The sequence below is a fragment of the Micromonospora sp. NPDC049679 genome (assembly GCF_040659735.1).
Taxonomy (GTDB): Bacteria; Actinomycetota; Actinomycetes; order Mycobacteriales; family Micromonosporaceae; genus Micromonospora_I.
In genome coordinates this window covers 206,789-228,115 of sequence record NZ_JBFANZ010000001.1, presented here as the reverse complement: position 1 = coordinate 228,115, position 21,327 = coordinate 206,789, and the positions used below count along the sequence as shown (strand labels likewise).

Annotated in this window: 22 protein-coding genes and 1 pseudogene; 14 read left to right on the top strand and 9 right to left on the bottom strand. The window is 71.5% G+C overall.

Annotation, left to right across the window (positions count from 1 at the left end):
• Positions 1-45 precede the first annotated feature (45 nt).
• The 7 genes from AB0J06_RS01100 to AB0J06_RS01070 all read left to right on the top strand — a co-directional run bounded on the left by AB0J06_RS01100 (position 46) and on the right by AB0J06_RS01070 (position 3,984).
• The gene (locus tag AB0J06_RS01100) at positions 46-249 is read left to right on the top strand and encodes a cold-shock protein (RefSeq protein ID WP_357423212.1); all 204 of its coding nucleotides are present in this window, start codon (positions 46-48) and stop codon (positions 247-249) included.
• Between the two features lie 155 nt (positions 250-404).
• Positions 405-1,703, top strand: coding sequence for a DEAD/DEAH box helicase (locus tag AB0J06_RS01095; RefSeq protein WP_357423470.1), 1,299 nt, complete (start codon positions 405-407; stop codon positions 1,701-1,703).
• Between the two features lie 97 nt (positions 1,704-1,800).
• Positions 1,801-1,959, top strand: coding sequence for a hypothetical protein (locus AB0J06_RS01090; RefSeq protein WP_357423210.1), 159 nt, complete (start codon positions 1,801-1,803; stop codon positions 1,957-1,959).
• On the top strand, positions 1,956-2,177 hold the full coding sequence (locus tag AB0J06_RS01085) for a hypothetical protein (protein ID WP_357423208.1): 222 nt from the start codon (positions 1,956-1,958) through the stop codon (positions 2,175-2,177). Before AB0J06_RS01090 ends, AB0J06_RS01085 begins: the two co-directional genes overlap by 4 nt.
• A gap of 2 nt (positions 2,178-2,179) precedes the next feature.
• The gene (locus AB0J06_RS01080) at positions 2,180-2,632 is read left to right on the top strand and encodes a DUF6157 family protein (protein ID WP_357423206.1); all 453 of its coding nucleotides are present in this window, start codon (positions 2,180-2,182) and stop codon (positions 2,630-2,632) included.
• A 177-nt stretch (positions 2,633-2,809) separates the two neighbouring features.
• The gene (locus AB0J06_RS01075) at positions 2,810-2,995 is read left to right on the top strand and encodes a hypothetical protein (RefSeq protein ID WP_357423204.1); all 186 of its coding nucleotides are present in this window, start codon (positions 2,810-2,812) and stop codon (positions 2,993-2,995) included.
• Between the two features lie 56 nt (positions 2,996-3,051).
• Positions 3,052-3,984, top strand: coding sequence for a hypothetical protein (locus AB0J06_RS01070; RefSeq protein WP_357423202.1), 933 nt, complete (start codon positions 3,052-3,054; stop codon positions 3,982-3,984).
• A gap of 10 nt (positions 3,985-3,994) precedes the next feature.
• Here the strand turns inward: AB0J06_RS01070 and AB0J06_RS01065 are convergent, their stop codons facing one another.
• Genes AB0J06_RS01065 through AB0J06_RS01050 form a run of 4 tightly spaced genes read right to left on the bottom strand, consistent with a single transcriptional unit; the run spans position 3,995 to position 7,118 of the window.
• Positions 3,995-4,414 carry an Rrf2 family transcriptional regulator gene (locus AB0J06_RS01065; protein ID WP_357423200.1) on the bottom strand — a complete coding sequence of 140 codons (420 nt, stop codon included), beginning with the start codon at positions 4,412-4,414 and terminating at the stop codon, positions 3,995-3,997.
• 4 nt (positions 4,415-4,418) lie between these two features.
• Entirely contained in the window at positions 4,419-5,300 is an 882-nt protein-coding gene (locus AB0J06_RS01060) for an ABC transporter permease (RefSeq protein WP_357423198.1), read from the bottom strand.
• A complete protein-coding gene (locus AB0J06_RS01055) occupies positions 5,290-6,066 on the bottom strand; it encodes an ABC transporter ATP-binding protein (RefSeq protein ID WP_357423196.1) in 777 nt (258 codons plus the stop codon). The genes AB0J06_RS01060 and AB0J06_RS01055 overlap by 11 nt, the downstream gene beginning before the upstream one ends.
• Positions 6,063-7,118: an ABC transporter substrate-binding protein gene (locus tag AB0J06_RS01050; protein ID WP_357423194.1), complete on the bottom strand. Its 1,056-nt coding sequence runs from the start codon at positions 7,116-7,118 to the stop codon at positions 6,063-6,065. The genes AB0J06_RS01055 and AB0J06_RS01050 overlap by 4 nt, the downstream gene beginning before the upstream one ends.
• Before the next feature lie 428 nt (positions 7,119-7,546).
• Between AB0J06_RS01050 and AB0J06_RS01045 the strand changes: the two genes are divergently transcribed.
• The 3 genes from AB0J06_RS01045 to nudC are packed head-to-tail and all read left to right on the top strand — an operon-like array spanning position 7,547 to position 11,150.
• A complete protein-coding gene (locus tag AB0J06_RS01045) occupies positions 7,547-8,854 on the top strand; it encodes a pitrilysin family protein (protein ID WP_357423192.1) in 1,308 nt (435 codons plus the stop codon).
• Entirely contained in the window at positions 8,851-10,176 is a 1,326-nt protein-coding gene (locus tag AB0J06_RS01040) for a pitrilysin family protein (RefSeq protein ID WP_357423190.1), read from the top strand. The genes AB0J06_RS01045 and AB0J06_RS01040 overlap by 4 nt, the downstream gene beginning before the upstream one ends.
• Positions 10,173-11,150 carry an NAD(+) diphosphatase gene (gene nudC / locus AB0J06_RS01035; RefSeq protein WP_357423188.1) on the top strand — a complete coding sequence of 326 codons (978 nt, stop codon included), beginning with the start codon at positions 10,173-10,175 and terminating at the stop codon, positions 11,148-11,150. The genes AB0J06_RS01040 and nudC overlap by 4 nt, the downstream gene beginning before the upstream one ends.
• A 300-nt stretch (positions 11,151-11,450) precedes the next feature.
• Here nudC and AB0J06_RS01030 read toward each other — a convergent pair.
• Positions 11,451-11,684 (bottom strand): annotated as a pseudogene (locus AB0J06_RS01030) (hypothetical protein); the annotation flags it as partial.
• 178 nt (positions 11,685-11,862) lie between these two features.
• Positions 11,863-12,831, bottom strand: coding sequence for a helix-turn-helix transcriptional regulator (locus tag AB0J06_RS01025; protein WP_357423186.1), 969 nt, complete (start codon positions 12,829-12,831; stop codon positions 11,863-11,865).
• A gap of 185 nt (positions 12,832-13,016) precedes the next feature.
• Here AB0J06_RS01025 and AB0J06_RS01020 point away from each other — a divergent pair, with 185 nt between their 5' ends.
• Together AB0J06_RS01020 and AB0J06_RS01015 are read left to right on the top strand one after the other, a co-directional pair.
• Positions 13,017-13,613: a helix-turn-helix domain-containing protein gene (locus AB0J06_RS01020; RefSeq protein WP_357423184.1), complete on the top strand. Its 597-nt coding sequence runs from the start codon at positions 13,017-13,019 to the stop codon at positions 13,611-13,613.
• 20 nt (positions 13,614-13,633) lie between these two features.
• On the top strand, positions 13,634-14,848 hold the full coding sequence (locus tag AB0J06_RS01015; protein ID WP_357423182.1) for an MFS transporter: 1,215 nt from the start codon (positions 13,634-13,636) through the stop codon (positions 14,846-14,848).
• 13 nt (positions 14,849-14,861) lie between these two features.
• Here AB0J06_RS01015 and AB0J06_RS01010 read toward each other — a convergent pair whose 3' ends face one another.
• Positions 14,862-15,107, bottom strand: coding sequence for a mycoredoxin (locus AB0J06_RS01010; RefSeq protein ID WP_357423180.1), 246 nt, complete (start codon positions 15,105-15,107; stop codon positions 14,862-14,864).
• A gap of 90 nt (positions 15,108-15,197) precedes the next feature.
• Between AB0J06_RS01010 and AB0J06_RS01005 the strand changes: the two genes are divergently transcribed.
• Together AB0J06_RS01005 and AB0J06_RS01000 are read left to right on the top strand one after the other, a co-directional pair.
• On the top strand, positions 15,198-17,354 hold the full coding sequence (locus tag AB0J06_RS01005; RefSeq protein WP_357423178.1) for an ATP-dependent DNA helicase UvrD2: 2,157 nt from the start codon (positions 15,198-15,200) through the stop codon (positions 17,352-17,354).
• A gap of 555 nt (positions 17,355-17,909) precedes the next feature.
• The gene (locus AB0J06_RS01000) at positions 17,910-18,275 is read left to right on the top strand and encodes a WhiB family transcriptional regulator (protein ID WP_357423176.1); all 366 of its coding nucleotides are present in this window, start codon (positions 17,910-17,912) and stop codon (positions 18,273-18,275) included.
• Positions 18,276-18,595: 320 nt separating this feature from the next.
• On the opposite strand, the gene AB0J06_RS00995 is transcribed toward AB0J06_RS01000, so the two are convergent.
• Positions 18,596-19,924 (bottom strand): AarF/ABC1/UbiB kinase family protein, encoded by a 1,329-nt coding sequence (locus tag AB0J06_RS00995; RefSeq protein WP_357423174.1) that lies wholly within the window; start codon positions 19,922-19,924, stop codon positions 18,596-18,598.
• Between the two features lie 39 nt (positions 19,925-19,963).
• Positions 19,964-21,070, bottom strand: a complete 1,107-nt coding sequence (locus tag AB0J06_RS00990) for a hypothetical protein (protein ID WP_357423172.1) — start codon at positions 21,068-21,070, stop codon at positions 19,964-19,966.
• Positions 21,071-21,327 lie beyond the last annotated feature (257 nt).

Below are 21,327 nucleotides of genomic sequence, written 5' to 3'. Positions count from 1 at the left end.
CAGACAATCTCGGGTTCGATCGTTCCGTCGAGGAGACGAACACAAATGGCAATTGGCACCGTCAAGTGGTTCAACGCTGACAAGGGCTTCGGCTTCATCACCCCGGACGGCGGCGGCGCTGACGTCTTCGCCCACTTCTCCGCGATCCAGACCTCCGGCTACCGCAGCCTGGACGAGAACCAGCGCGTCGAGTTCGAGATCACGCAGGGCCAGAAGGGCCCGCAGGCGGAGAACATCCGCGCGCTCTGATCGACCACGCCGCCGGCCCGCGCCCTCGTTGGCGCGGGCCGGCCCGTGTACCCCTTATTTTTCGGTTCGTGCTTGCGACCGCCAGCGGCCCTGCCGCCGGGCGCCTTCCTCGACACGTGCCGCCCCGAGGAAGGCTCACCGTGACACGTACCCCCATGCCCACCAGCACTTTCAATGACTTCGCGTTGGCGCCGGCGCTGCAGACCGCGCTCGTCGCCAACGGCATCACCGAGCCGTTCCCGATCCAGACCGCCACGCTGCCGGACTCGCTGGCGGGCCGCGACGTGCTCGGCCGGGGCCGCACCGGCTCGGGCAAGACCCTCGCCTTCGGGCTCCCGCTGCTGTCCCGCACCGCCGGCCAGCGCGGCCGTCCGGGCCGTCCGCTGGCGCTCGTCCTGGTGCCCACCCGTGAGTTGGCGCAGCAGGTGACGACGGCGCTCACGCCGTACGCCCGGGCGGTCAACCTGCGCATCGCCACCGTTGTCGGCGGGCTGTCGCTGGGACGTCAGGCGGACGCGCTGCGCGCGGGCGCCGAGGTCGTGGTGGCGACCCCGGGCCGGCTCAACGACCTGATCAACCGCGGCGACTGCCGGCTCGACCAGGTGGCGATCACGGTCCTGGACGAGGCGGACCAGATGGCCGACATGGGCTTCCTGCCGCAGGTGACCGTGCTGCTGGAGCAGGTGGCGCCGAAGGGGCAGCGGATGCTCTTCTCGGCCACCCTCGACCGCGGCGTGGACCGACTGGTCCGCCGCTTCCTCACCGACCCGGTGTCGCACTCCGTGGACCCCGGCACGGCGACGGTCACCGCGATGACGCACCACCTGCTGCACGTGGACGCGGCGGACAAACCGGCCGCCACCGCGGAGATCGCGGCGCGCGACGGTCGGACGATCATGTTCATCGGTACCAAGCACCGGGCCGACCGGCTGGCCCGGCAACTGCTCTCCAAGGGTGTCCGCGCCGCGGCGCTGCACGGCGGCAAGTCGCAGCCGCAGCGCACCCGGATCCTGGAGCAGTTCCGCAACGGGCAGGTGACCGCGCTGGTCGCCACGGACGTGGCGGCCCGGGGCATTCACATCGACGGCCTCGACATGGTGGTCAACGTCGACCCGCCGGCGGAGGCGAAGGACTACCTGCACCGTGGTGGCCGTACGGCCCGCGCGGGTGAGTCGGGCGTGGTCGTGACGCTCGTCCTGCCGGAGCAGCGCCGGGACATGGACCGGCTGATGGCCACGGCCGGGATCCGGCCGGAGTCGGCGCGGGTGCGCTCGGGCGACTCCGAGCTGGCCCGGGTGACCGGGGCGCGAACGCCGTCCGGCGTGCCGGTCACGATCGCGTCGCCGGCTGCCGCTCCCGCGGCCCGGCCCGCGCACCGCACCACCGGCACCGGGACCGGCACCGGCCGTTCGCGCCGGCCGCGGCGCCGCCCGGTCGGCCCGCGGGCCGAGTAAGGCATTGATTGGGCCCCCTCCTCGAGAGCCATCGAGGAGGGGGCTTTTTGCCCTCCTGATCGCAAGATTTTTTTGCAAAAATGTCGCCGCGGGTCTGGTGCTGCTCGCCGTGGCCGCGCTCGGGGTCGGCGGTCTTGTCCTGGCGGTGGTCGGCTACCTGGTGATCTACTTCTGCGCCGGGGTGCCCGGCCCGCTCGGCGACGAGGTGCTGCACGACCGGTCACCGAGGAGCGGCGGGCCACGCTCGTGTCGGTGAGTTCGCTGGCGCTGCAACTCGGTGGGCTCGGTGGTTCGCTCGGCGCGGTCCGGCTCGCCGAACGGGCCAGCTTCGCGTACGGCTGGTTCATCGCCGTCCTGGCCGTGCTGCTCGCGACGGCGCTGACGGTGGGCGCACTGCGCCGTACCCGCCTGCCGGTCGCCGGGCGACCGCCACTGGTCGTCGGACCCGCCGCGGAGCGCCTGCCGGTAGCCTGACGGTGAGCCTGGAACCCGCGGAGGTATCGGTGGATCTGCATTACTACGAGACCCTGATCGCCGTCGCGGACGATTGTCCGGTCACGACGAGCACGGTGCCGCAGCCGCGGGGCGCCAAGCCGACCGTCGCGGTGATCCAGTACGAGCTGCTCGTCGGCGATCCGTACCGGTACACGCAGGAGGACGTCCTCTTCGAATCCTGGCTCGCACGTCAGGACGGCCCGCGGGACGGGTCGGGGGAGGCGCTCGCCGCCCTGCGCGCGGCGTTCTTGGCCAAACCGCAGGCGTGTCTGCGCGCGTCACCGCTGCCCAAGAAGTACGGCTGGGGGCTGCGCTTCGACGGCGAAGGGCGCGTTGCGCTCTGCCGGATGGAGTCCGATGAATACCGACGCATCGTGACGGGCCAGGGGGATCAGGTCACGGTGCTGAAGGCGATGCGGTCGCGGCGCGCCTGACCCCGACCCCCTTCCGGCCGCCCCTTCCGCGCTCTCGGACATTCCGCGCTCCACCGCAGCTGGCTGGCGAGTGAGCGACCGCATTGCGTCCGATGACCGACTGCGCATCGCCGATCCCTGTCCGATCCTGTCCTGGAAGACCGTCGGAGCAGGACGTTCGCGCGGGGGAGGTTGGTCATGGGCACGGTTGCCGGCACGACCGGCCGACGCGAAATTCTTGTCGTGCTGGCGATGGCGATCGCCGGCGTGCTCCTCGCGCTGCTCGCCGCCTTCACCCCGTGGTACGCCGTGCCCGACGGCGCCGGCGGTTCGGCCGTGGTCGACGTCACCGTGCCGGCGGTTCCGCGGGACGGCGCCGGCTGAGCGCGTGTGCCAGGGTCGGCGGAGACCGGCCGGCCGGTGGTGTTTCACTAGGGACGATGGCCGAACCGGTGATGCCCTCCGCATGGTCCCGACCGACGTCGGGACAGAATCCGGGCGCCCCGGGGGCCGCCGGGCCGGGCGCCGGACCGAGCTGGCGCGCGGGTGCGGTCACCCGGATCGACGTCCCGCCCGCCGTTCCACCTTCGACGGCAGTACCCGCACGGACTGCGGCGCCGGATCAGCGCCGGCTCTGGTGGTTCGCCGGGGCGGCCGGCACCGTGCTGGTGATCGGCCTCGTGGTCGTGCTCGCGCTGATGCTCTCCGGCACCGATCCGTTCGGTGGCACGCCGGCCGCGCCGAGCGACGTACGACCGCCACTGGCGCGGCTCTGCCCGGCGTCGACCGCGGCGCCCACCGAGGAGCCGCCGGCCACCGGTGAGCCTGAGCCGGACGTGCCGGAGCCGGCCGGGGCGCGCACGATCGACCCCGACGCGGGGATCTCCTACAAGGCGTACGGCGCGCCGTGGCTACCGTGGCACACCGTCTGGAGCGCCGGGACGCTCAACGTGCCGTACAAGACGGGGCAGCACTTCGTCACCGAGCACGCGTACGACGGCTTCAGCGACTACCACGCGTCGATCCTCTCCGCCGCGGTGCCGGCGGCGGAGAACGATGCGTTGACGTTCAACCTGGAATGCGTGGGACGGCAGGTCGCGGCCGACGTGCGGGCGGAGTACTACCCGCAGCCGAGCAGGATGGAACTGCTCCGCGACGAGCGCACCGCGCTCGGTGGGCGGCCCGCCTGGGTCACCGTGTTCCGGCTGCACTTCACGCGGCCGGGGCTGCGCGCGACGGACGAGTTGGCGGCGGTCGCCTGCATCGACGTGGGACGGTCGACGGCGGCCATCCTCTACGTCTCGATCCCCGGCACCCACCGCCAGCTCGACTGGGTCGTCGACGACGCGCTGGCCTCGGTCCGCCCGATCTGACCATGCGGGTTCAGCCGACGGCGCGCCGCTGCGGCGCGAGCAGGTCGGCGAGAGTGGTCCGGTCGACCACCTCCTCGATCGCGCAGCGCACGGCGAGCCACACGTCGCGCAGCCCGACCGCCACCCCGTGATACGCCGCGATGTCGGAGGGCAGCCCGCGGACGGTGGTCAACGAACCGCTGACCGCCCGCAGCACATCGCCTACGGTGATCTCGGTGGCGGGGCGGGCCAGCTCGTATCCGCCCTCCATGCCGCGATGGCTGTGCAGCAGCCCCGCCCGCCGGAGATCGAGCAGGATGCCGTGCAGGAAGCTGAGCGGGATCTCCTGCGCCGCGGCGAGCGTGGCCGCCTTGACCAGTTGTTCGCTCCGGTCGGCCGCGATGGCCAGCATCGCCCGTACGGCGTAGTCGCTTCGCGCCGAGACGTACATGGCGCTACGCCTTCGTCTGGTCCAGCACGCCCCACCGGCGTCGGATGGCTCTGTCCGCAGCGGCGAAGGCGGCGTCCACCACCAACCCGACGACCAGGATCACGATCATGATCGCGATCAGGCGCGGCGCGTCGGAGAACTCGCGGGCGTACTGCAGTTGCGCGCCGACCGACGTCTTCGTGGCGATGACGACCAGCAACTCGCCGGCCATCAGGCTGCGCCAGGCGAAGGCCCAGCCCTGCTTCAGCCCGGCCACGATTGCCGGGAGCGCGGCGGGCGCGATGACGTACCGGTAGAGCGACAGCCCGCGGGCGCCGAGGTTCCGCCCCGCGCGCAGCAGTAGCGGCGGCAGGTAGTCGACGCCGTGGATCACCCCGTTGGCGATGGACGGCGCGGCGCCGAGCACCACCACGAAGAAGATCGCCTGCTCGCTCAGCTGGAACAGCAGGATCGCCAGGGGGAACCATGCGATGGACGGCATCGTCTGCAGCGCGGTGATCATCGAGCCGAGCGCGGCGCGGAGGACGCGGATCCGCGCCACGGCCAGTCCGAGCAGCAGCCCGACCGCCACGGCGGCGGTGAACCCGATGGCCGCCCGTCGGGCCGTGGTCGCCAGACCATCCCACAGCGCCGAGGTGAAGAGGTAGGCGCCCAGGTCCCGGAAGACGGTGACGGGGCCGGGTAGCGCCCACGGATCCTTCCAGCCTGCCCAGAAGACGAACTGCCAGATCGCCAGGGCGAGCGCGAGCGCGACGATCTTCGGCCAGGTCGCACCCCAGATCCGGCCGGCCCGGGTCGCCCCCTTCTCCCGGGCCGCGATCTCCAGGGCGTCGAGCCCGGAGAGCGTTCCGCTCCCGGGTCTGGCGCTGAGGATGTCACTGACCATGACGGCCCACCTCCGAACGGAGTCGGTCGGTGACCTCGGCGGCGAGGGCCGCGATCTCGGACGAGTCGATCCGGCGGGGGCGGGGCACGTCGACCCGCGTCTCGTAGATGATCCGGCCCGGGCGGCTGGAGAGCAGCACGATCCGATCGGCGAGGCGCGCCGCCTCCCGCACGTTGTGGGTGACGAAGAGAACGGTGAGCCGCCGCTGCGACCAGATCCGTTCCAACTCGTCGTGCAGCAGGTCGCGGGTCATCGCGTCGAGCGCGCCGAAGGGTTCGTCCATGAGCAGGACGGGGGCGTCCAGCGCGAGCGTGCGGGCCAGGGCGACCCGCTGCCGCATGCCGCCGGAGAGTTCGTGCGGGCGACGCTTGGCGAAGTCGCCGAGTTGAACCACGTCGAGCAGTTCCGCGACCCGCGCCCGGCGCTCGGCCCGGGGTAGGCCGCGCAGCTTGAGCGGAACCTCCACGTTGGCGGCGACGGTGAGCCAGGGAAACAGCGCCGGCTCCTGGAACATCAGGCCGGGGGTCGCGCCGTTCGCGACCGCCACCTCCCCGCCGCTGATCCCGTCGAGCCCGGCGATCAGGTTGAGCAGAGTGCTCTTGCCGCAGCCCGAGGCGCCCACCAGGCAGACGAACTCACCGGGCGCGACGTCGAGCGAGACCCCGTCTAGGGCGAGGACGGCCGTGTCGCCGCGCCCGTACACCTTGGTCACGCCGGAGAGCGCGACCGCGGCGGTCGTGCTCTGCGGCAGCGTCAGCGACGTCATGTCAGCGGCACCCCGGTCTTGCCCTGCGCCCTGAGCACCTCATTGAGGAAACGCAGGTCGTACAGACCCTTCAGGTCCACCGGCTGCGTCAACCCGACCGCGACCGCGTGGTCCAGCCCGGTCTTGAGCGAGGATGCGATCGGGTCGTTGAGGAACTGCAGCGTCGGCCAGGCCTGCTTGATGAGCGTTAGGTCCAGCGCCTTCCCGGTGATCTTTTCGATGTGGTCGGCGATCGCCTGCTGCGCCTCGTCCGGCTGGGTGTTGACGAACTCGTTGGCCGCCACCTGGCCATCGACGAGCCGCTTGACGACGTCGGGGTGTGCCTTGAGGAACTTCGTGCTCACGATCAGGTTGGTGATGACGAACTTCTTGTCCGGCCAGAGGTCGCGTTCATCGACCAGGACCTTGCCGCCCGCGTTGACCAGGCGGGAGACGAAGGGTTCGGGGACCCAGGCCCCGTCGATCGCGCCGCTGGTGAACGTCTCGACCGTCTGTGCGTTCTCCTGGGGCACGATGGAGACGTCGCCGCCTCCCTCCTTCGTGGTGGCCAGCCCCTTCTCCTTGAGCCAGTGCCGGACGGCAACGTCCTGGGTGTTGCCGAGCTGCGGCGTGGCGATCTTCTTTCCGCGCAGCTGCTCCACCGAGGTGATGGCGGGCTTCACGACCAGCGCGACTCCACCGGAGGCGGCGCCGGAGACGACCCGTACGGCTTCGCCGTTGGACTTCGAGTGGGCGTTGACGGTCGGGTTCGGTCCGATGTAGGTGGCGTCGAGCGCTCCGGAGAAGATCGCCTCGATCGCGGCCGGGCCGGCGTTGAACGTCTTCGTCTCCAGCTTGACGTCGCCGCCGAGCTTCTCGGCGAAGATGCCCTTCTCCACTCCGACCACGGCCGGCGCATGCGTGATGTTGGGGAAGTAGCCGAGCCGGAGCGGTACGGGGCCGGCGGAGGTTTCGGTGGTGCCGTCGCCGCAGGCGACGGTCGCGGCGACGGCCGCGACTGCCACGATCGCCAGGGTTGCCGCGGTGGTGAGCCGGCGGTGCGGATATGTCATCGCGCCATCCAATCCACAGTTTTCCTACTTGATTCATAGGAATGCTGGAGTGGGTGGCGGCGTGGGTCAAGATGTCACCCACATCGTGGGAAACGATCAGTCGTCCCGGTCGCGGAGACCGCCATTCCGTCCGTATCGCCGCGCGGCAGGCCGGGGCGGTTAACTCCTAATCTCCTATCGCTTTGATGGGAGTTGACGCGCCGTTGCCGGGGCCGCTCCCGCCGCCATCACGGACGTGTTGCCACGGATCGTCCCCGCGCCGATGAACAGGCAGTTGATCAACGCGAAGCTCCTCGATCGCGGGCGCGGACGGTGGGTCGCGGCGGTGGACGGTGCGCGCCGTACCTCTGCCTTCCTCGGCATACTCGTCCTGGTCACGATCACCGACGTCGCGGCGGGAGCGGTGGGCGACGCGCTAGTGTCGCCGTGTGGCCCGCACAGTGAAGATCCCCGCGACCAAATATCCGGTGGAGCGGTTCACGCTCGACAACGGCCTGCGGGTGGTGCTGGCACCCGACCGCAGCGCGCCCGTGATCGGGGTCGCGGTGGTCTACGACGTCGGGATCAGGTCGGAGCCGGAGGGGCGCACCGGCTTCGCCCATCTCTTCGAGCACCTGATGTTCCAGGGCTCGGAAAACCTGGAGAAGCTGGCTCATTTTCGGCATGTCCAGGGGGCCGGGGGGAGCTTCAACGGCTCCACGCACCTCGACTACACCGACTACTTCGAGACGCTGCCGAGCAACGCGCTGGAGCGGGCGCTCTTCCTCGAGGCGGACCGGATGCGCGGTCCGCGCCTGACCGAGGAGAACCTGCGCAACCAGGTCGACGTGGTCAAGGAGGAGATCCGGGTCAACGTGCTCAACCGGCCGTACGGCGGGTTCCCGTGGCTGAAGCTTCCCCCGGTCATGTTCGACACGTTCCCCAACGCGCACGACGGCTACGGCTCTTTCGTCGATCTCGAGAGCGCGACCGTGGCCGACGCCGCCGAGTTCTTCCAGCGCTACTACGCCTGCGGCAACGCGGTCCTCGCGGTCGCCGGCGACCTTGACGTCTCCGCCGCGACGGAGCTGATCGAGCGGCACTTCGGTGACGTGCCGGCGAGACCGGCGCCCACCCTGCCGGACTTCGCCGAGCCGGACCTGACGGCGGAGCGCCGGGAGTCCTACACCGACCGGCTCGCCCCGCTGCCCGCGGTCGCCGCCGCGTGGCGGGTGCCCGACCCGATCAACGACTTCGCCGCCTACCTGCCCTACGTCGTGCTGGCCGAGGTGCTGACCGACGGAGACGCCTCCCGCCTGGTCGAGCGCCTGGTGCTGCGGGACCGGACGGTCACCAGCATCGGGGGCTACCTCGGCTTCATGGGTGAGCCGTTCGAGGTGCGCGATCCGACCGCCCTGCTCCTGCAGGCCCATCTGCCGCCCGGGGGTGACGTCGACAAGGTGCTGCGCACGGTCGATGAGGAATTGGACCGGTTGGCCGCCGACGGGCTCACTCCGGGCGAGTTGGCCCGCACCCAGGCGCGGATGGCCACCCACCTGCTCCGGGACACCGACGCGGTGCTCGGTCGGGCGCTGGAGATGGCGGTCCTGGAGCAGCAGCGCGGGGAGCCCGGTCTGCTCAACGAGCTTCCCCGCCTGGTCGCTGAGGTGACCGAGGAACAGGTCCGGGTGGCCGCGGCCACGTTGCGGCCGCAGCGCAGGGCATCGGTCGAGGTCATCGCCGGAGGCGCGAAATGACACTGCACACCCTTCCGGCGCTCGGACCGAACAAGAAGCTGAAGCTGCCCAAGGAGATGGAGCGCAAGCTCCCCAACGGACTGACCGTCATCGCGATCCGGCGGCCGGCCGTCCCCCTGGTCGAGCTCCGGCTCTGGATTCCCTTCGGCCGTGCCCACCTGGCGAGGGGGGCGATGCTCTCCCAGACGCTCTTCTCCGGCACCGACACCATGTCCATGGTCGAGATCGCGGCCGCACTGCAGTCGGTCGGTGGCGGCCTCTCCGCCGGGCTCGGCCCGGACCGCCTGCTCGTCTCGGGAAACGGCCTGGTCACCGGGCTCGACCGGATCCTGGAGCTGCTCGCCGAGGTGCTCGGCGGCGCCGCCTACCCGGGGGACGAGGTCGCCACGGAGCGTGAGCGGCTGGCCGACGGAATCCAGGTCGCGCAGAGCCAGCCCTCGCATCTCGCCCGGAGCGCGCTGCTCAAACGGATGTACGGCAAGCACCCGTACGCGACGCAGACGCCCGATGTGGAGCAGGTGCGGGCGGTGCGCCCGGCGCAGTTGCGGGCGCTGCACGCCGAGCGGGTGCGCCCGGACGAGGCGATCCTGGTGCTGGTCGGCGACCTTCAGCCGGGCAAGGCGCTCGACGCGGCGGAGCGGGCGCTCGGGCGCTGGACCGGCGGGGGCAAGCAGGTGAAGCTGCCGCCGGCACCGGCGCTCACGCCGGCGCCGCTGCTCGTCGTGGACCGGCCCGACTCGGTCCAGTCCTCGCTGCGGATGGCGCTCCCCGCCGTCGGGCGCACGCATCCCGACCACGCCGCGCTGCAGTTGGCCAATCTGGTGTTCGGCGGTTACTTCTCGTCCCGCTGGGTGGAGAACATCCGGGAGGACAAGGGCTACACCTATGGGCCGCACTCGCTGGTCGAGCACGCGATCGCCGGGTCGGCGCTGGTCGTCGCGGCCGAGGTGGCGACCGAGGTGACCGGTCCGGCCATGCTCGAGACCGTCTACGAGTTGGGGCGGCTCGCCTCGCTGCCGCCGAAGGAGGACGAGCTGGAGCAGGCCCGCCAGTACGCGCTCGGCACGCTGCAGCTCGGCATGTCCACACAGGCCGGGCTGGCCGGGCTGGCCAGCACGTACGCCGGGTTCGGACTGCGGTTGGAGTTTCTGGCCGAGTACTCCGCGCGGCTTGCGGCGGTGACCCGGGACGAGGTGGCCGCGGCGGCCGCAACCTATCTGGCACCGTCCCGCGCCGTCACCGTGGTGCTCGGCGACGCGGGACGGATCGAGGCGCCGCTCGCGGCGCTGGCCCCGGTCGCGCGTGAGGACGCGCAGCCGTGACGGCGCCCGGCGCCGTTGAGCCGCCGCTGGCCCGGTCCACGCTGGACCGGGCGGCGCACCGTCGCTCGGACGAGCAGTGGCTCGCCGATGCGTGGGCGCAGGGGCGGGTGCTCGTGCTGGACATGGCCTCCGGCGGGCGGGCGCTGGCCCGCACGTCGGCGGAGGGCGTGGCGTTGGTCCTGGTCGCCGCCGATGCCGTACCCGACGTCGACCAGACCGCCCGGCTCTTCCTCGGCGTCGAGCCGGACGGCACCCCGGTCTTCGCGGTCGACGCGCCGCTGCCGAAGATCCCCGACACCACGACCGTCACGCTGCGCGAGGTGGGGCACCAGCTCGGCAGTCGTGACGCGGGGCTCTTCACGACCGCGGCGGCGCTGGCGAACTGGCACGCCGGCCACCTGTACGCCCCGGCGACGGGCCTGCCGACCACGGTGGGTGAGGCGGGCTGGTCGCGGACCGACAGCGACGGTAACCGGATGTGGCCGCGTACGGACCCGGCCATGATCGTGTTGGTGCACGACGGCGTCGCGGGTCCCGAGGGGCGTTGCCTGTTGGGGCACAACGCGGCGTGGGGGAGCGACGGGGTGACCCGCCGATTCTCCTGCCTGGCGGGGTATGTCGAGCCGGGGGAGTCGGCCGAGGCGGCGGTGGTGCGCGAGGTCCAGGAGGAGGTGGGGGTCGCGGTGGGGCGCATCGACTACGTCGGCAGCCAGTCGTGGCCGTTCCCCGGCTCGCTGATGTTGGGCTTCCACGCCTACGCGGATCCGCGTGAGCCCGTACGGGTCGACCCCGCGGAGATCGCCGAGGCGCGCTGGTTCAGCCGCTCCGAGATATCGGCGGTGTTGGCCGGGGGTGAGGTGGACGCGGGCGACGGGGAGCGTGTCGGGCTGCCGCCGCCGGTGTCGATCGCGTTCTTTCTGATCACGCAGTGGCTCGCCGCAGCCGAGCCCGGTCCACACAACCTTGGCCCGTGATCACCGTTGCCGCGGTGGTCCACGGGCCAAGATCTGGCCGTCCTGGCCGGTGGCGGAGCGCACGGCGGGGGAGCCGCACCAGCCAGTAACGGTCGTCTAGGTCGACCAGGGGGTTGATCCCCGGCGATACTGGCGCGGGATGCGGGGCGGTGTCTCGGGACGCGGCTGAGGTTCGGAGTTGCCGGCCCGGTCAGGGCGCGCCGCCGGCCCTGCGTTGACGCTCCGGTCCAGGCTCAGGGCCCGGTCGAGGCTGGACGGACGGTTGCCGCTGGCGCGACGGTCGGGGCGGAACGGGCCCTCGGGTTCGCGGAGGCGGACGACCTTCACCCGTTGCTGGCCGGCGCGTACGGCGCCGACCGCGGAGAGGGCCCGGGCGAGCACCATGGCCGCGTCCCGGTCCTCCGCGCAGACGGTCTGCCGCCGTGGTTCCGGGGCGATCTGCTCGTCGCGGATGGGCTCTCCGTCAGCCCATGCCGCGACCAACTCGTCGTTCGCGACAGTGCGGATGTCGGTGCGCACGATCAAAAACCGCATGAGATTCTCCGGGGGAAGTCCATGACGGATGGTCGCGGAGCGGTTGCGAAAGAAGATCCAAGTATGGAAATTCCACACGACGCAGCCGTGCTCACGGAGAACCCGGAAGAGCAGCAAGCTAAACGCAACGATCAGTTGGAAGTATCTAACTATTCGGATGACTGGGCCGTGACATGAGTCACTTGTGTCCTTCGGGGCCGTCTGTCCGGGGATGCCGCCGTTGCTGACGGGGCGGCATCGGTGACCGGTCGCGGGGCGGCGCCTCCAGAATGGAGTCCGAGTCCTTCCGCCATGCCGCCTCGGTGATCCACTCCAGCGACTCGTCGGGTGACCGGGCGGCCGCGCACAGCCAGTCGAACACCTGGGTGTAGCGGGCGAGTACGGCCTCATCGGTGAGCACCATGTCGGCGCTGAGCGCCTCGATCGCCACCGCACTCGGATCCTCCGGCTCGGCGAACCGGTAGATCGAGAACGCCGTCTCGGGCAGATACCACTCGGCGACGACGGCGCACGGCGGCAGCACCCGCAGGGTCACGTTGGGCAGGGCGGCCACCCGGCGCAGATGTTGCAACTGGGCCCGGAGCACCTCCGGTGGACCGCTGCGGCCGGTCAGCGCGGACTCCTCCAGAACGGCGACGTATCGCGGAGGATCATCGCCACGGCTGAGCAGCGACTGCCGCGCCAGCCGCGCGGCGACCTCGGTCTCGGGGTGGTCGATCTCGTGGTGGTCGGGTGGGCGCGCCTCGGTCAGGGGCTGCGCCGAGACGATCCGCACGCGGGCGTACTCCGGCGTCTGCAGCAGTCCGGGGACTATCACCGGCGCGTATTCGCTGATGTCCGCGCACCCCGCCTCCAGTTCGGCGTACGCCCGTTGGCGCTGGGTCATCGCGGGGTAGGAGCGGAGCCAGGCGCGGGTGTCGCCCGCCTCCCGGGCGATGGCCATGAGATCGTCGCGTTCCGCGCCGTCGACGGCGTAGAGCTCGAGCAGATCGAGCACGTCGCCGAGGCCCGGCCGGCTCCGGCCGTTCTCCAGCCGGGAGAGCTTGGACGCGGACGCCCAGCCCACCCTTTCGATGACCTGGTCGCCGGTCAGCCCCGCGGTCTCCCGCAGACGCCGAAGCTCGGCGCCGAGGCGGCGGCGTCGCACGATCGGACTGGGCGCAGACGACAAGCTATCCCCCGATCACGTCGCGTCCAACGTATTCAACGGACGGTAATCGCTGACGGTCGAACCAGTATGGAACTTATCCATCTTCGATGCCTGTCATCGGCGACATGAACTTTCACAAGAGTACTTTCAAAGGGACTCTTTCGAAAGGTATCCTTCGACGTATGCCCGATCTGCCGCTGCGCGACATCCGCGATCCACAGGCCCTCCGCGCGTTCGCGCATCCGTTGCGCCTGCGCATCCTCGAGGCGGTCGCCCTCGGCGGGCCGCTCACCGCGACCGAGGTGGCCGAGCGCGTCGGGGAGAGCCCCGCCAACTGCTCCTGGCACCTCCGGCAACTGGCCCGTTACGGGTTCGTCGAGGAGGCCGGCGGCGGCACCGGACGCGCTCGACCCTGGCGGATCGTGCTCGAAGGTCACCAGTGGGGCGCCGGCGAGGAGGAGCCGGAACTCGCGCGGGCGGGCGACGCCGCCGCCGACGTCCTCCTGGACCTCGAATACCGGGCCCTGCGCGAGTGGCTCGCGGTGCGCCGCCAGGAGGAGCCGGCATGGCGGGACGCGGGATTCTTCAACCAGTCCATGGGCTGGTGCACGCCGGAAGAGGTGACCGCGCTGCAGACCGAGATCCGGGAACTCTTCGCCCGCTACCTGCCGCGGCTCACCGACCCCGACAGTCGACCTCCCGGCGCCCGACCCGTACGGCTGATGGCCTGGGGCGTTCCCGCCGTCGGGCACGGACCGGCCGCACCCGACCCCCACTGACCTCCCGGAAGGGGATCCCCATGCGTGCCGTGCTGCGTCGCCCCGACTTCCGGCTGCTCTTCGCCGGGATGGTCGCGAGCATGATCGCCGAGTCCATCCTGCTGCTCGCGCTCGGCGTCTGGGTCAAGGACCTGACCGGCTCCGACGGCCTGGCCGGCGCGACGTTCTTCGCGATCATCGCGCCGATGGTGCTCGCGCCGCTCGTCGGCTGGTTCGTCGACCGGCTCCGCCGCCGCCCGTTCTTCGTCGCGGTCAACATCGCGACCGCGGTGATCCTCACCCCGCTCTTCGCGGTTCGTGAGCGCACGGACATCTGGATCATCTTCGTCGTCGCCGCGCTGTACGGCCTCTCCTACATCGCGCTCAGCGCCACCCTCAACGGCCTGCTCAAGGAGATCGTCCCCGCGGAGCTGCTGGTCGACGCGAACGGGGCGCTGCAGACCGTGAAACAGGGGTTGCGGCTGATCGGGCCGCTGCTCGGCGCCGGGCTCTACACGGCATTCGGGGGCTGGACGCTCGCGGCGGTCGGTGCGGTCGGCTTCCTCACCGCCGCGGCCGCGGGAGCCGCCATCCGGGTACGGGACGCGGCGCCCATCCCGACGGAACCGCGATGGCTCGCCGAGGTCGGCGCCGGCGTACGGCACATCGCGGGCGAACCGGCGCTGCGCCGGGTGGTCACCGGGGCGGTCCTGATCCTGATCGTGCTCGGCTTCGGCGAGACGCTCTACTTCGCGTATGTCGATCAAGGGCTCGGCCGTGGGCCGGCCTTCCTCGGCGTGCTCCTGTCGGCGCAGGGCATCGGTGGTCTCGTCGGCGGGCTGGGCTCGTCGGCGGTCGTGCGCCGGCTCGGCGAGGTCGGCGCGGTCGCCACCGGCGCCGGGCTCTTCGCGCTCGGCAGCCTCGCTCTGGTCCATCCGACGCTGTGGCTGGCCGTTCCCGCGATCGTGTCCACCGGGCTCGGTCTGCCTGTCGCCGTTGTGGGGCTGAACACGCTGATCCAGCGACGGACGCCGCCCCACCTGCTGGGTCGGGTCTCGGCCGCGTCCGAGGCGCTGGTCAGCGGGCCGCAGGCGGCCGCCATCGGGGGCGGGGCGGTCATGGTCGGCCTCGTCGACTACCGACTGCTTTTCCTGCTGCTGGGCGTCGCCATGGTCGGCGTGGCGGGCTATCTGTGGCAGGGCCGGCGGCTCTCGCCACCGGCCCCTTCGGCCGTACCGGAGCCGGTCGCCGCCTAGCTCTCCGCCAGGGCTAGCTGCCGGCCAGCGCCGCCAGGTGCTGCTTGACCTGGACGATCGACGGGTTGGTCAGCGCGGTGCCGTCGGCGAAGCGCAGGGTCGGGACCGTCTGGTTGCCGCCGTTGACGCCCATCACGAACTCGGCGGCCGCCGGGTCCTGCTCGATGTCGACCACCTCGTAGCCGATTCCTTCCCGGTCGAGCTGCGACCTGAGCCGGTGGCAGTAGCCGCACCAGGGCGTCGAGTACATGGTCAACATGGTCAGGTCCTCCCGAAGACGAGGGGTGTGTCCGCGATCGCGCCACCACTAAGCGGTGCAACGTTGGTTGAGCTGCCATGATTCCTACCTGTGGCGGTTGACTCAAGCGCGGAGCGGGTGCTGGCCGGGCTGGACCCGGAGCAGCGTACGGCGGTGACGGCGCCGGCCGGCCCGGTCTGCATCCTGGCCGGTGCGGGCACGGGCAAGACACGGGCGGTGACGCACCGGATCGCCTACCGGGCGCTCACCGGCGAGGTGGCGGCCCGCCATGTCCTCGCGGTCACCTTCACCGCCCGCGCCGCGGCGGAGATGCGCGCCCGGCTGACCGCGCTCGGTGTCGGTGGGGTGCAGGCGCGCACCTTCCACGCCGCCGCGCTGCGCCAGGTCCGCTACTTCGCGCCCCGCCTGCTGCACGGGCGGGAGATGCCCGAGTTGCTCGACAGCAAGGTGCGGGTGGTCACCCTGGCCGCTGCCAAGATCGGCATACGCACGGACCGGGCGGCCGCACGCGACCTGGCCGGTGAGATCGAGTGGGCCAAGTCGTCGCTCGTGGAGCCGGCGGAGTATGCGGTGGCGGCGGCCAAGGCGCTGCGCGAGACGCCACACGAGCCCGCCAAGGTGGCCGAGGTCTTCGCTGCGTACGAGAAGCTCAAGCGCGCCAGCGGGGTCATCGACTTCGAGGACATGCTCCGGGCCGCGGTGTGGGGCATCGAGGAGCATGGCGACGTCGGCGAGCAGGTCCGCGCGCAGTACCGGCACTTCGTCGTCGACGAGTACCAGGACGTCAACCCGCTGCAGCAGCGGCTTCTCGATGCCTGGCTCGCTGGGCGCGACGACCTGACCGTCGTCGGTGACGCCAGCCAGACGATCTACTCGTTCACCGGCGCCACCTCGTCGTACCTGATCGACTTTCCGCGGCAGCGGCGGGACGCGGTGGTGGTCCGGCTGGTCCGCGACTACCGCTCGACGCCGCAGATCGTCGGCCTCGCCAACGCGGTGATCAAGCAGGCCCGCGGCGCCGAGGCGCGGCTGCGGCTGGAGCTGGTGGGGCAGCGACCGCCGGGGCCCGAGCCTGAACTGCGCATCTTCACCGACGAGCCGGCCGAGGCCGCGGCGGTCGCCGCGCGCTGCCGGCAACTGATCGCCGCCGGCACGCCGGCCCGCGAGATCGCCGTGCTCTTCCGGATCAACGCCCAGTCCGAGGCGTACGAGAAGGCCCTCGGCGAAGCCGAGGTGCCCTACGTGGTCCAGGGCGCCGAACGGTTCTTCGAGCGCGCCGAGGTGCGTCAGGCGGTGGTGGCGCTCCGGTCCGCCGTCCGCTCCACACCGGGGGAGACGCCGCTGGTGCCGGCCGTCGTCGAGGCGCTGTCGGCGGTCGGTTGGGCTCCCGACCAGCCGCCACCCGGCGGGGCCGCGCGGGAACGCTGGGAGGCGTTGGCCGCCCTGGTCCAGCTCGCCGAGGAGTCCGCCGCGAACCCCACGATGCTCCCGCTCGGTGAGGCGGCGGTGTCGGAACGGCCGGTGTCGTTGGCTGACTTCTGTGCGGAGCTGCAGCGGCGGGCGGCCCAGCAGCACGTGCCGACGGTCGACGGGGTGACCCTGGCGTCGCTGCACTCCGCGAAGGGGCTGGAGTGGGACGCCGTCTTCCTCGTCGGGCTCTCCGACGGCACGCTGCCGACGACGTACGCCAAGACGGCGGAGCAGTTGGAGGAGGAACGGCGGCTGCTCTACGTCGGGGTGACCCGGGCACGCGAGTGGCTGTGGCTGTCGTACGGCTCGGCGCGTTCGCCCGGTGGCCGCGCCCGCCGCCCCAGCCGTTTCCTGCCCCAACTCGACCGTTCGGGCGGTACCGAACGGGCGACGGCCGGTGCCGGTCAGAAACCCGACCGTCGGCGTCAGGTGGTGTCGTGCCGGGTGTGCGGCGCGACGTTGCTCGCCGGGGCGGACCGCAAGTTGGGGCGATGCCCGACCTGTCCGTCCGATCTGGACGATGAGCTGTTGGAGCGCCTGCGGGAGTGGCGGGCGCGGGCCGCCGGGGTGCAGAAAGTGCCTGCGTACGTGGTGTTCACCGATGCCACCCTCGTCGCTCTGGCTGAGCGCAAGCCGACCCGGCCCGAGGAGTTGCTCGCGATCGGCGGCATCGGGCCGCGCAAGCTGGGCCTCTACGGCGAGGCGGTCATCGCTCTGGTGGGTGGCGCCGAAGTGGATGACGTGACACCGGAAAAAACTTCCGCGACAGAACCGTAAAACCGTTTGCCCCCGCCCCCGGATGGGGCTTAGCCTCAGTTCACACCTCGCGAGCCAGTGCGTTATTGCTGCTGGGCGGGGTGGTGAGTGTCCGTGACGAGTTCAGACAGGAGGTGTTGATTGTGGAGAGTTACACGATGACTCGACCGTCGACGCTGCCTGCTGTCTGCGCTCCGATGTCGGCCGGCTATGTCCGTCCGGCTGTGGCTGTCGCCCAGCTTTCGCAGACGCACCAGGTCCAGGTCCAGGCCGAGCTGGTCCGGGTCCTGCCGCGCGTCGAGCGGCGTCACGAGATCAATGGGTCCACCGGGACCACTGGGCTCACCAGTGCGTTCCTGGGCAGCGAGGCCATCCCGACCACCGCCACGAAGCGGCTGACGGATGGTGCCCGCGGTGTTCCACCTCGAGGAAGGCCGGTCTGACAAGACCAACCGGCTCACCTCGAGGCCGCGGAACCCGTTACCGGGATCCGCGGCCTTAATTTTTTTCCTACCGCGGAAAACGAGTAAGTCGAAGCGATCTACGAGATCGAAGCGAGAGAGAGGTGACCGGGCGATGAGTCTGGCGCTGGCCCCCCTCGACCTGAGCGTCGAGCTGGAGGCGAACCTGCCCTGTCGGAAGTTCGACCCCGACCTGTGGTTCTCCGACTCGCCGACCGAGCTGGAGCTGGCCAAGGCGCTCTGCGGGGACTGCCCGCTGCGCGTCGAGTGCCTTGCCGGCGCGGTCGAGCGGGCCGAGCCGTGGGGCGTCTGGGGCGGCGAGATCTTCGAGCGTGGCGCGGTTGTCCCGCGCAAGCGGCCGCGGGGCCGTCCGCGCAAGGAGGACGTCGCCCGGGACGCCGCCCTGCAGGTTGAGGTCGAGGCGCGGATGGCGGCCAACGGACTCGCCGAGTCCCGCAGCGCGGTCCGACTGGCGGCCTGACATGAACCCGAACTTCGTACCCGCCGGTGCACTGCCGGTGCTGATCACCGAGGCGAACCCCGCAGGACCCACCCCGAACGGAGCCATGAAGATGTATCTCATTCACGAAGTGTTGTCCCGGGCCCGAATGCGACCGCCTCAGGCCGGTCGTAGCACCACGAGCACTGAGGCAACCCGATCCGCCCGCGACGTCGCGATCCAGGCCCACCGTCGGGCCGCCCGCGAGCTGGGCACTCCCTAACCGCTGACCACTCTCACCTCGCTCCGGGGCAGCCCGTCGATCACGACGGCTGCCCCGGACGTGTTTGCGACCCTCCGGATCAGGCGGCGGGGACGAAGCCCGGCAGCCACCGCTCCACGATCGCCCGGTAGGAGGCCTTCGCCTCCAACTGGCAGAGCACCCCGGCCGAGCCGAGCGTGACCCGGTGGATCAGTAGGTAGGCCGGGGGCAGGTTGAGGTGGCGGCTCAACTGGTAGGCCGGCGACTTGGGACTCGCCAGCCGCCCCGCCTCGCTGCGCAGCCACTTCCGCGTGAAGCGGAACTCGTCGACCGCCAGCGGCTCCAACATCGGCAGCACGAAGTCGAGGACGGCCTGCGCGTCGATCGCCTCGTCAGGCTTGACGAACCCCTCCCCCCGAAGACCGTCGACGACCGCCTCGGCGTCGCCGGAGAGCGCGAGTCGGACCAGCCGCCCGATGGGCTCGGGGTGACCGCCGGGAAGCCGGGCGACCGCCCCGAAGTCGATCACGCCGAGGCGACCGTCGGGGAGCAGCCGGAAGTTCCCGGGGTGCGGATCGGCGTGCAGCAGTCCCGCACGCTGCGGTGCGGAGAAATGCAGCACCGCCATCAGCCGTCCGGACTCGTCACGCTCGCTCTCGGTCCCCTGCTCGATGATCCGGGACAGCGGCTGCCCCTCGACCCAGTCGGTGACCAGCACGCGGGGCGCCGCCGCGACCACCTTCGGCACGAAGATCTCCGTGTCGCCGGCGTACGCCGCCGCGAATTCACGCTGCGACTGCGCCTCCAGCTCGTAGTCGAGCTCCTCCTCCAGCCGGTCGCGCAGCTCGGTCAGGAGCGGCTTGATATCCAACCCCGGTTGCAGCGCCTTGAACATCCCGCTCAGCCGGGAGAGCTGCCGGAAGTCGGCGAGCAGGGCTTCACCGGCCCCCGGATACTGCACCTTCACGGCGACCTGGCGACCGGCCTTCGCCCGGGTCTTCCAGACCGCCCGGTGCACCTGCCCGATGCTGGCCGCCGCCGCCGGCGTCTCCTCGAACTCGACGAACTTCGTCCGCCAGTCCTCGCCGAGCTGCGCGGCCAGCACCTTGTGCACGCTCGCCGCGGGGAGCGGCGGGGCGGCCTCCTGCAGCTTGGTCAGGGCATGGCGATAGGGCGCGGCGAGTTCCTCGGGCATCGCGGCCTCGAAGACCGAGAGCGCCTGACCGGCCTTCATCGCGCCGCCCTTGAGCTGCCCCAGCACGCTGAACAGCTGCTCGGCGGTCCGCTCCTGGATCTCTGCCGAGATCACCTCGGAGGCGAGGCCGGTGACCCGTTTTCCCAGCCCGAGGACGGTCCGACCGGCGAAGCCGAGCGGGAGTGCGGCGAGCTTGGCGGTCCGGGACACGGCCCGGCGCGGGATGTCGGTCACCCGATCATTGTTACCGACTATCGGGCGTGGCGGCCCCCGTCAGCCCGTGGCTCCCGCCACGTGTGGCCGGCTCCCGCGCTGCCGACTGCGGCGGCGGCAGTCGCATTCGGGGTGCGGCGGCCAGCTCCGGCGGCGGACACGCCCCGGCGCGCGGATCTCCACGGCCGCGCCGATCGTCTCCGGCGTGCCGCCGTCGAGGTAGGTGAGGACTTCGGCGGCGGCGTATCCGGCGGCGGCGATCAGCGTTGGTGCGCTGCACGGTTCGGCCGCGTTGTCACCGGCGAGTTGCGCCGCCACGGCCGGCCAGCCGGGGTCTCGGTCCTGGCGATGCAGATCGAGGCAGTTCAGGCATGGTGAGCCGGTGGCGGGGACGAGGGGGCCGACCATCGGGGTGCCGTCGCGCACCGCGACGAGCAGGTGCGCCTGACGCTGCTGGGCGTAGGCGGCGGCGAGCAGCGGGGCGGGGCGGTCGGCGCCGACCTGGACGGTGAGGGTTGCGTGGCCCCGTCGTACCGGCCGGGTTTCGGTGCCCGGGGCGGTGCGGACGATCGCCTCCGCGACCGCGGCCTTGCGGGGGCGGTGCACATCGCTCGCGCTCAGCCCGGCGCCCACCGTGTCGGCCGGATCCACCCGACCGGACAGGTCGGGGCTGACATGTCCCACTCCCGATTGGGCGAGCGTGACGGCGACCGGTGCGGCGAGCCGGCCGTGCCCGGTGACAACGACCCGCGCCGCGGCCCGGCGACGCATGATCTGGGCGGGCGTGGCGGGTGCGTCGCCCGCGCGCAGGGCGATCGCGGCGGCCTCGGCCGCGAGGCGGCGCCGGGTCGGTTCGGGCAGATCGCTCGGGAGCAGGGTGTGCGCGCCGATGACGAGCCGCGCCTCATGCAGGGTGTCCAGGAGCGCCCGCGCGTCCTCCCGCCGCAGGTTCATGGTGACGGCGTGGTCGAGAATGGCCCGTTCGGTGTGGCCTCCGTCGAGCAGATCGAGCAGGCGGACCAGGGCCGGATTCGCGACCTCCAGGAGGACGGCGCGGGCCGGGTCGAGGCCGAGTTGCAGGGTGTGCCGGTCGCGCCACAGGCGCGGGAGGCCGGGGAGCAGGGTCGGGCGGGGGAGTGGCGGGCGACGCAGTGACGATCGGGTCATGAATTGACACGCTGTCACCGTTGCCGAACCCCACCTCGCTCGTTATCCACAGGTGCATGGCGGCATGCACTGCCTTATCCACAAGATCTGGCCGGTTATCCACAGGTGGTGCCAGCTGATGTCGCCGCCTGGACATGACCGGGCGTGTCCGCAGCGCGACACAAGAGCCGCCTGCGCGACCAGCGCCATGGTGCGGGCGGGCGTGAGCCGTCCGACGCGGCTGAGCGTTCGCGACAGCGCGTCGCCCTCCACGTACT

Bases quoted from the DNA above. Each gene is read 5' to 3' on its own strand.
- AB0J06_RS01100 (WP_357423212.1), top strand. From the start codon at position 46: ATGGCAATTGGCACCGTCAAGTGGTTCAACGCTGACAAGGGCTTCGGC.
- AB0J06_RS01095 (WP_357423470.1), top strand. From the start codon at position 405: ATGCCCACCAGCACTTTCAATGACTTCGCGTTGGCGCCGGCGCTGCAG.
- AB0J06_RS01075 (WP_357423204.1), top strand. From the start codon at position 2,810: ATGGGCACGGTTGCCGGCACGACCGGCCGACGCGAAATTCTTGTCGTG.
- AB0J06_RS01070 (WP_357423202.1), top strand. From the start codon at position 3,052: ATGGCCGAACCGGTGATGCCCTCCGCATGGTCCCGACCGACGTCGGGA.
- AB0J06_RS01065 (WP_357423200.1), bottom strand. From the start codon at position 4,414: ATGTACGTCTCGGCGCGAAGCGACTACGCCGTACGGGCGATGCTGGCC.
- AB0J06_RS01060 (WP_357423198.1), bottom strand. From the start codon at position 5,300: ATGGTCAGTGACATCCTCAGCGCCAGACCCGGGAGCGGAACGCTCTCC.
- AB0J06_RS01055 (WP_357423196.1), bottom strand. From the start codon at position 6,066: ATGACGTCGCTGACGCTGCCGCAGAGCACGACCGCCGCGGTCGCGCTC.
- AB0J06_RS01050 (WP_357423194.1), bottom strand. From the start codon at position 7,118: ATGACATATCCGCACCGCCGGCTCACCACCGCGGCAACCCTGGCGATC.
- AB0J06_RS01040 (WP_357423190.1), top strand. From the start codon at position 8,851: ATGACACTGCACACCCTTCCGGCGCTCGGACCGAACAAGAAGCTGAAG.
- AB0J06_RS01020 (WP_357423184.1), top strand. From the start codon at position 13,017: ATGCCCGATCTGCCGCTGCGCGACATCCGCGATCCACAGGCCCTCCGC.
- AB0J06_RS01015 (WP_357423182.1), top strand. From the start codon at position 13,634: ATGCGTGCCGTGCTGCGTCGCCCCGACTTCCGGCTGCTCTTCGCCGGG.
- AB0J06_RS01010 (WP_357423180.1), bottom strand. From the start codon at position 15,107: ATGTTGACCATGTACTCGACGCCCTGGTGCGGCTACTGCCACCGGCTC.
- AB0J06_RS01000 (WP_357423176.1), top strand. From the start codon at position 17,910: ATGAGTCTGGCGCTGGCCCCCCTCGACCTGAGCGTCGAGCTGGAGGCG.
- AB0J06_RS00990 (WP_357423172.1), bottom strand. From the start codon at position 21,070: ATGACCCGATCGTCACTGCGTCGCCCGCCACTCCCCCGCCCGACCCTG.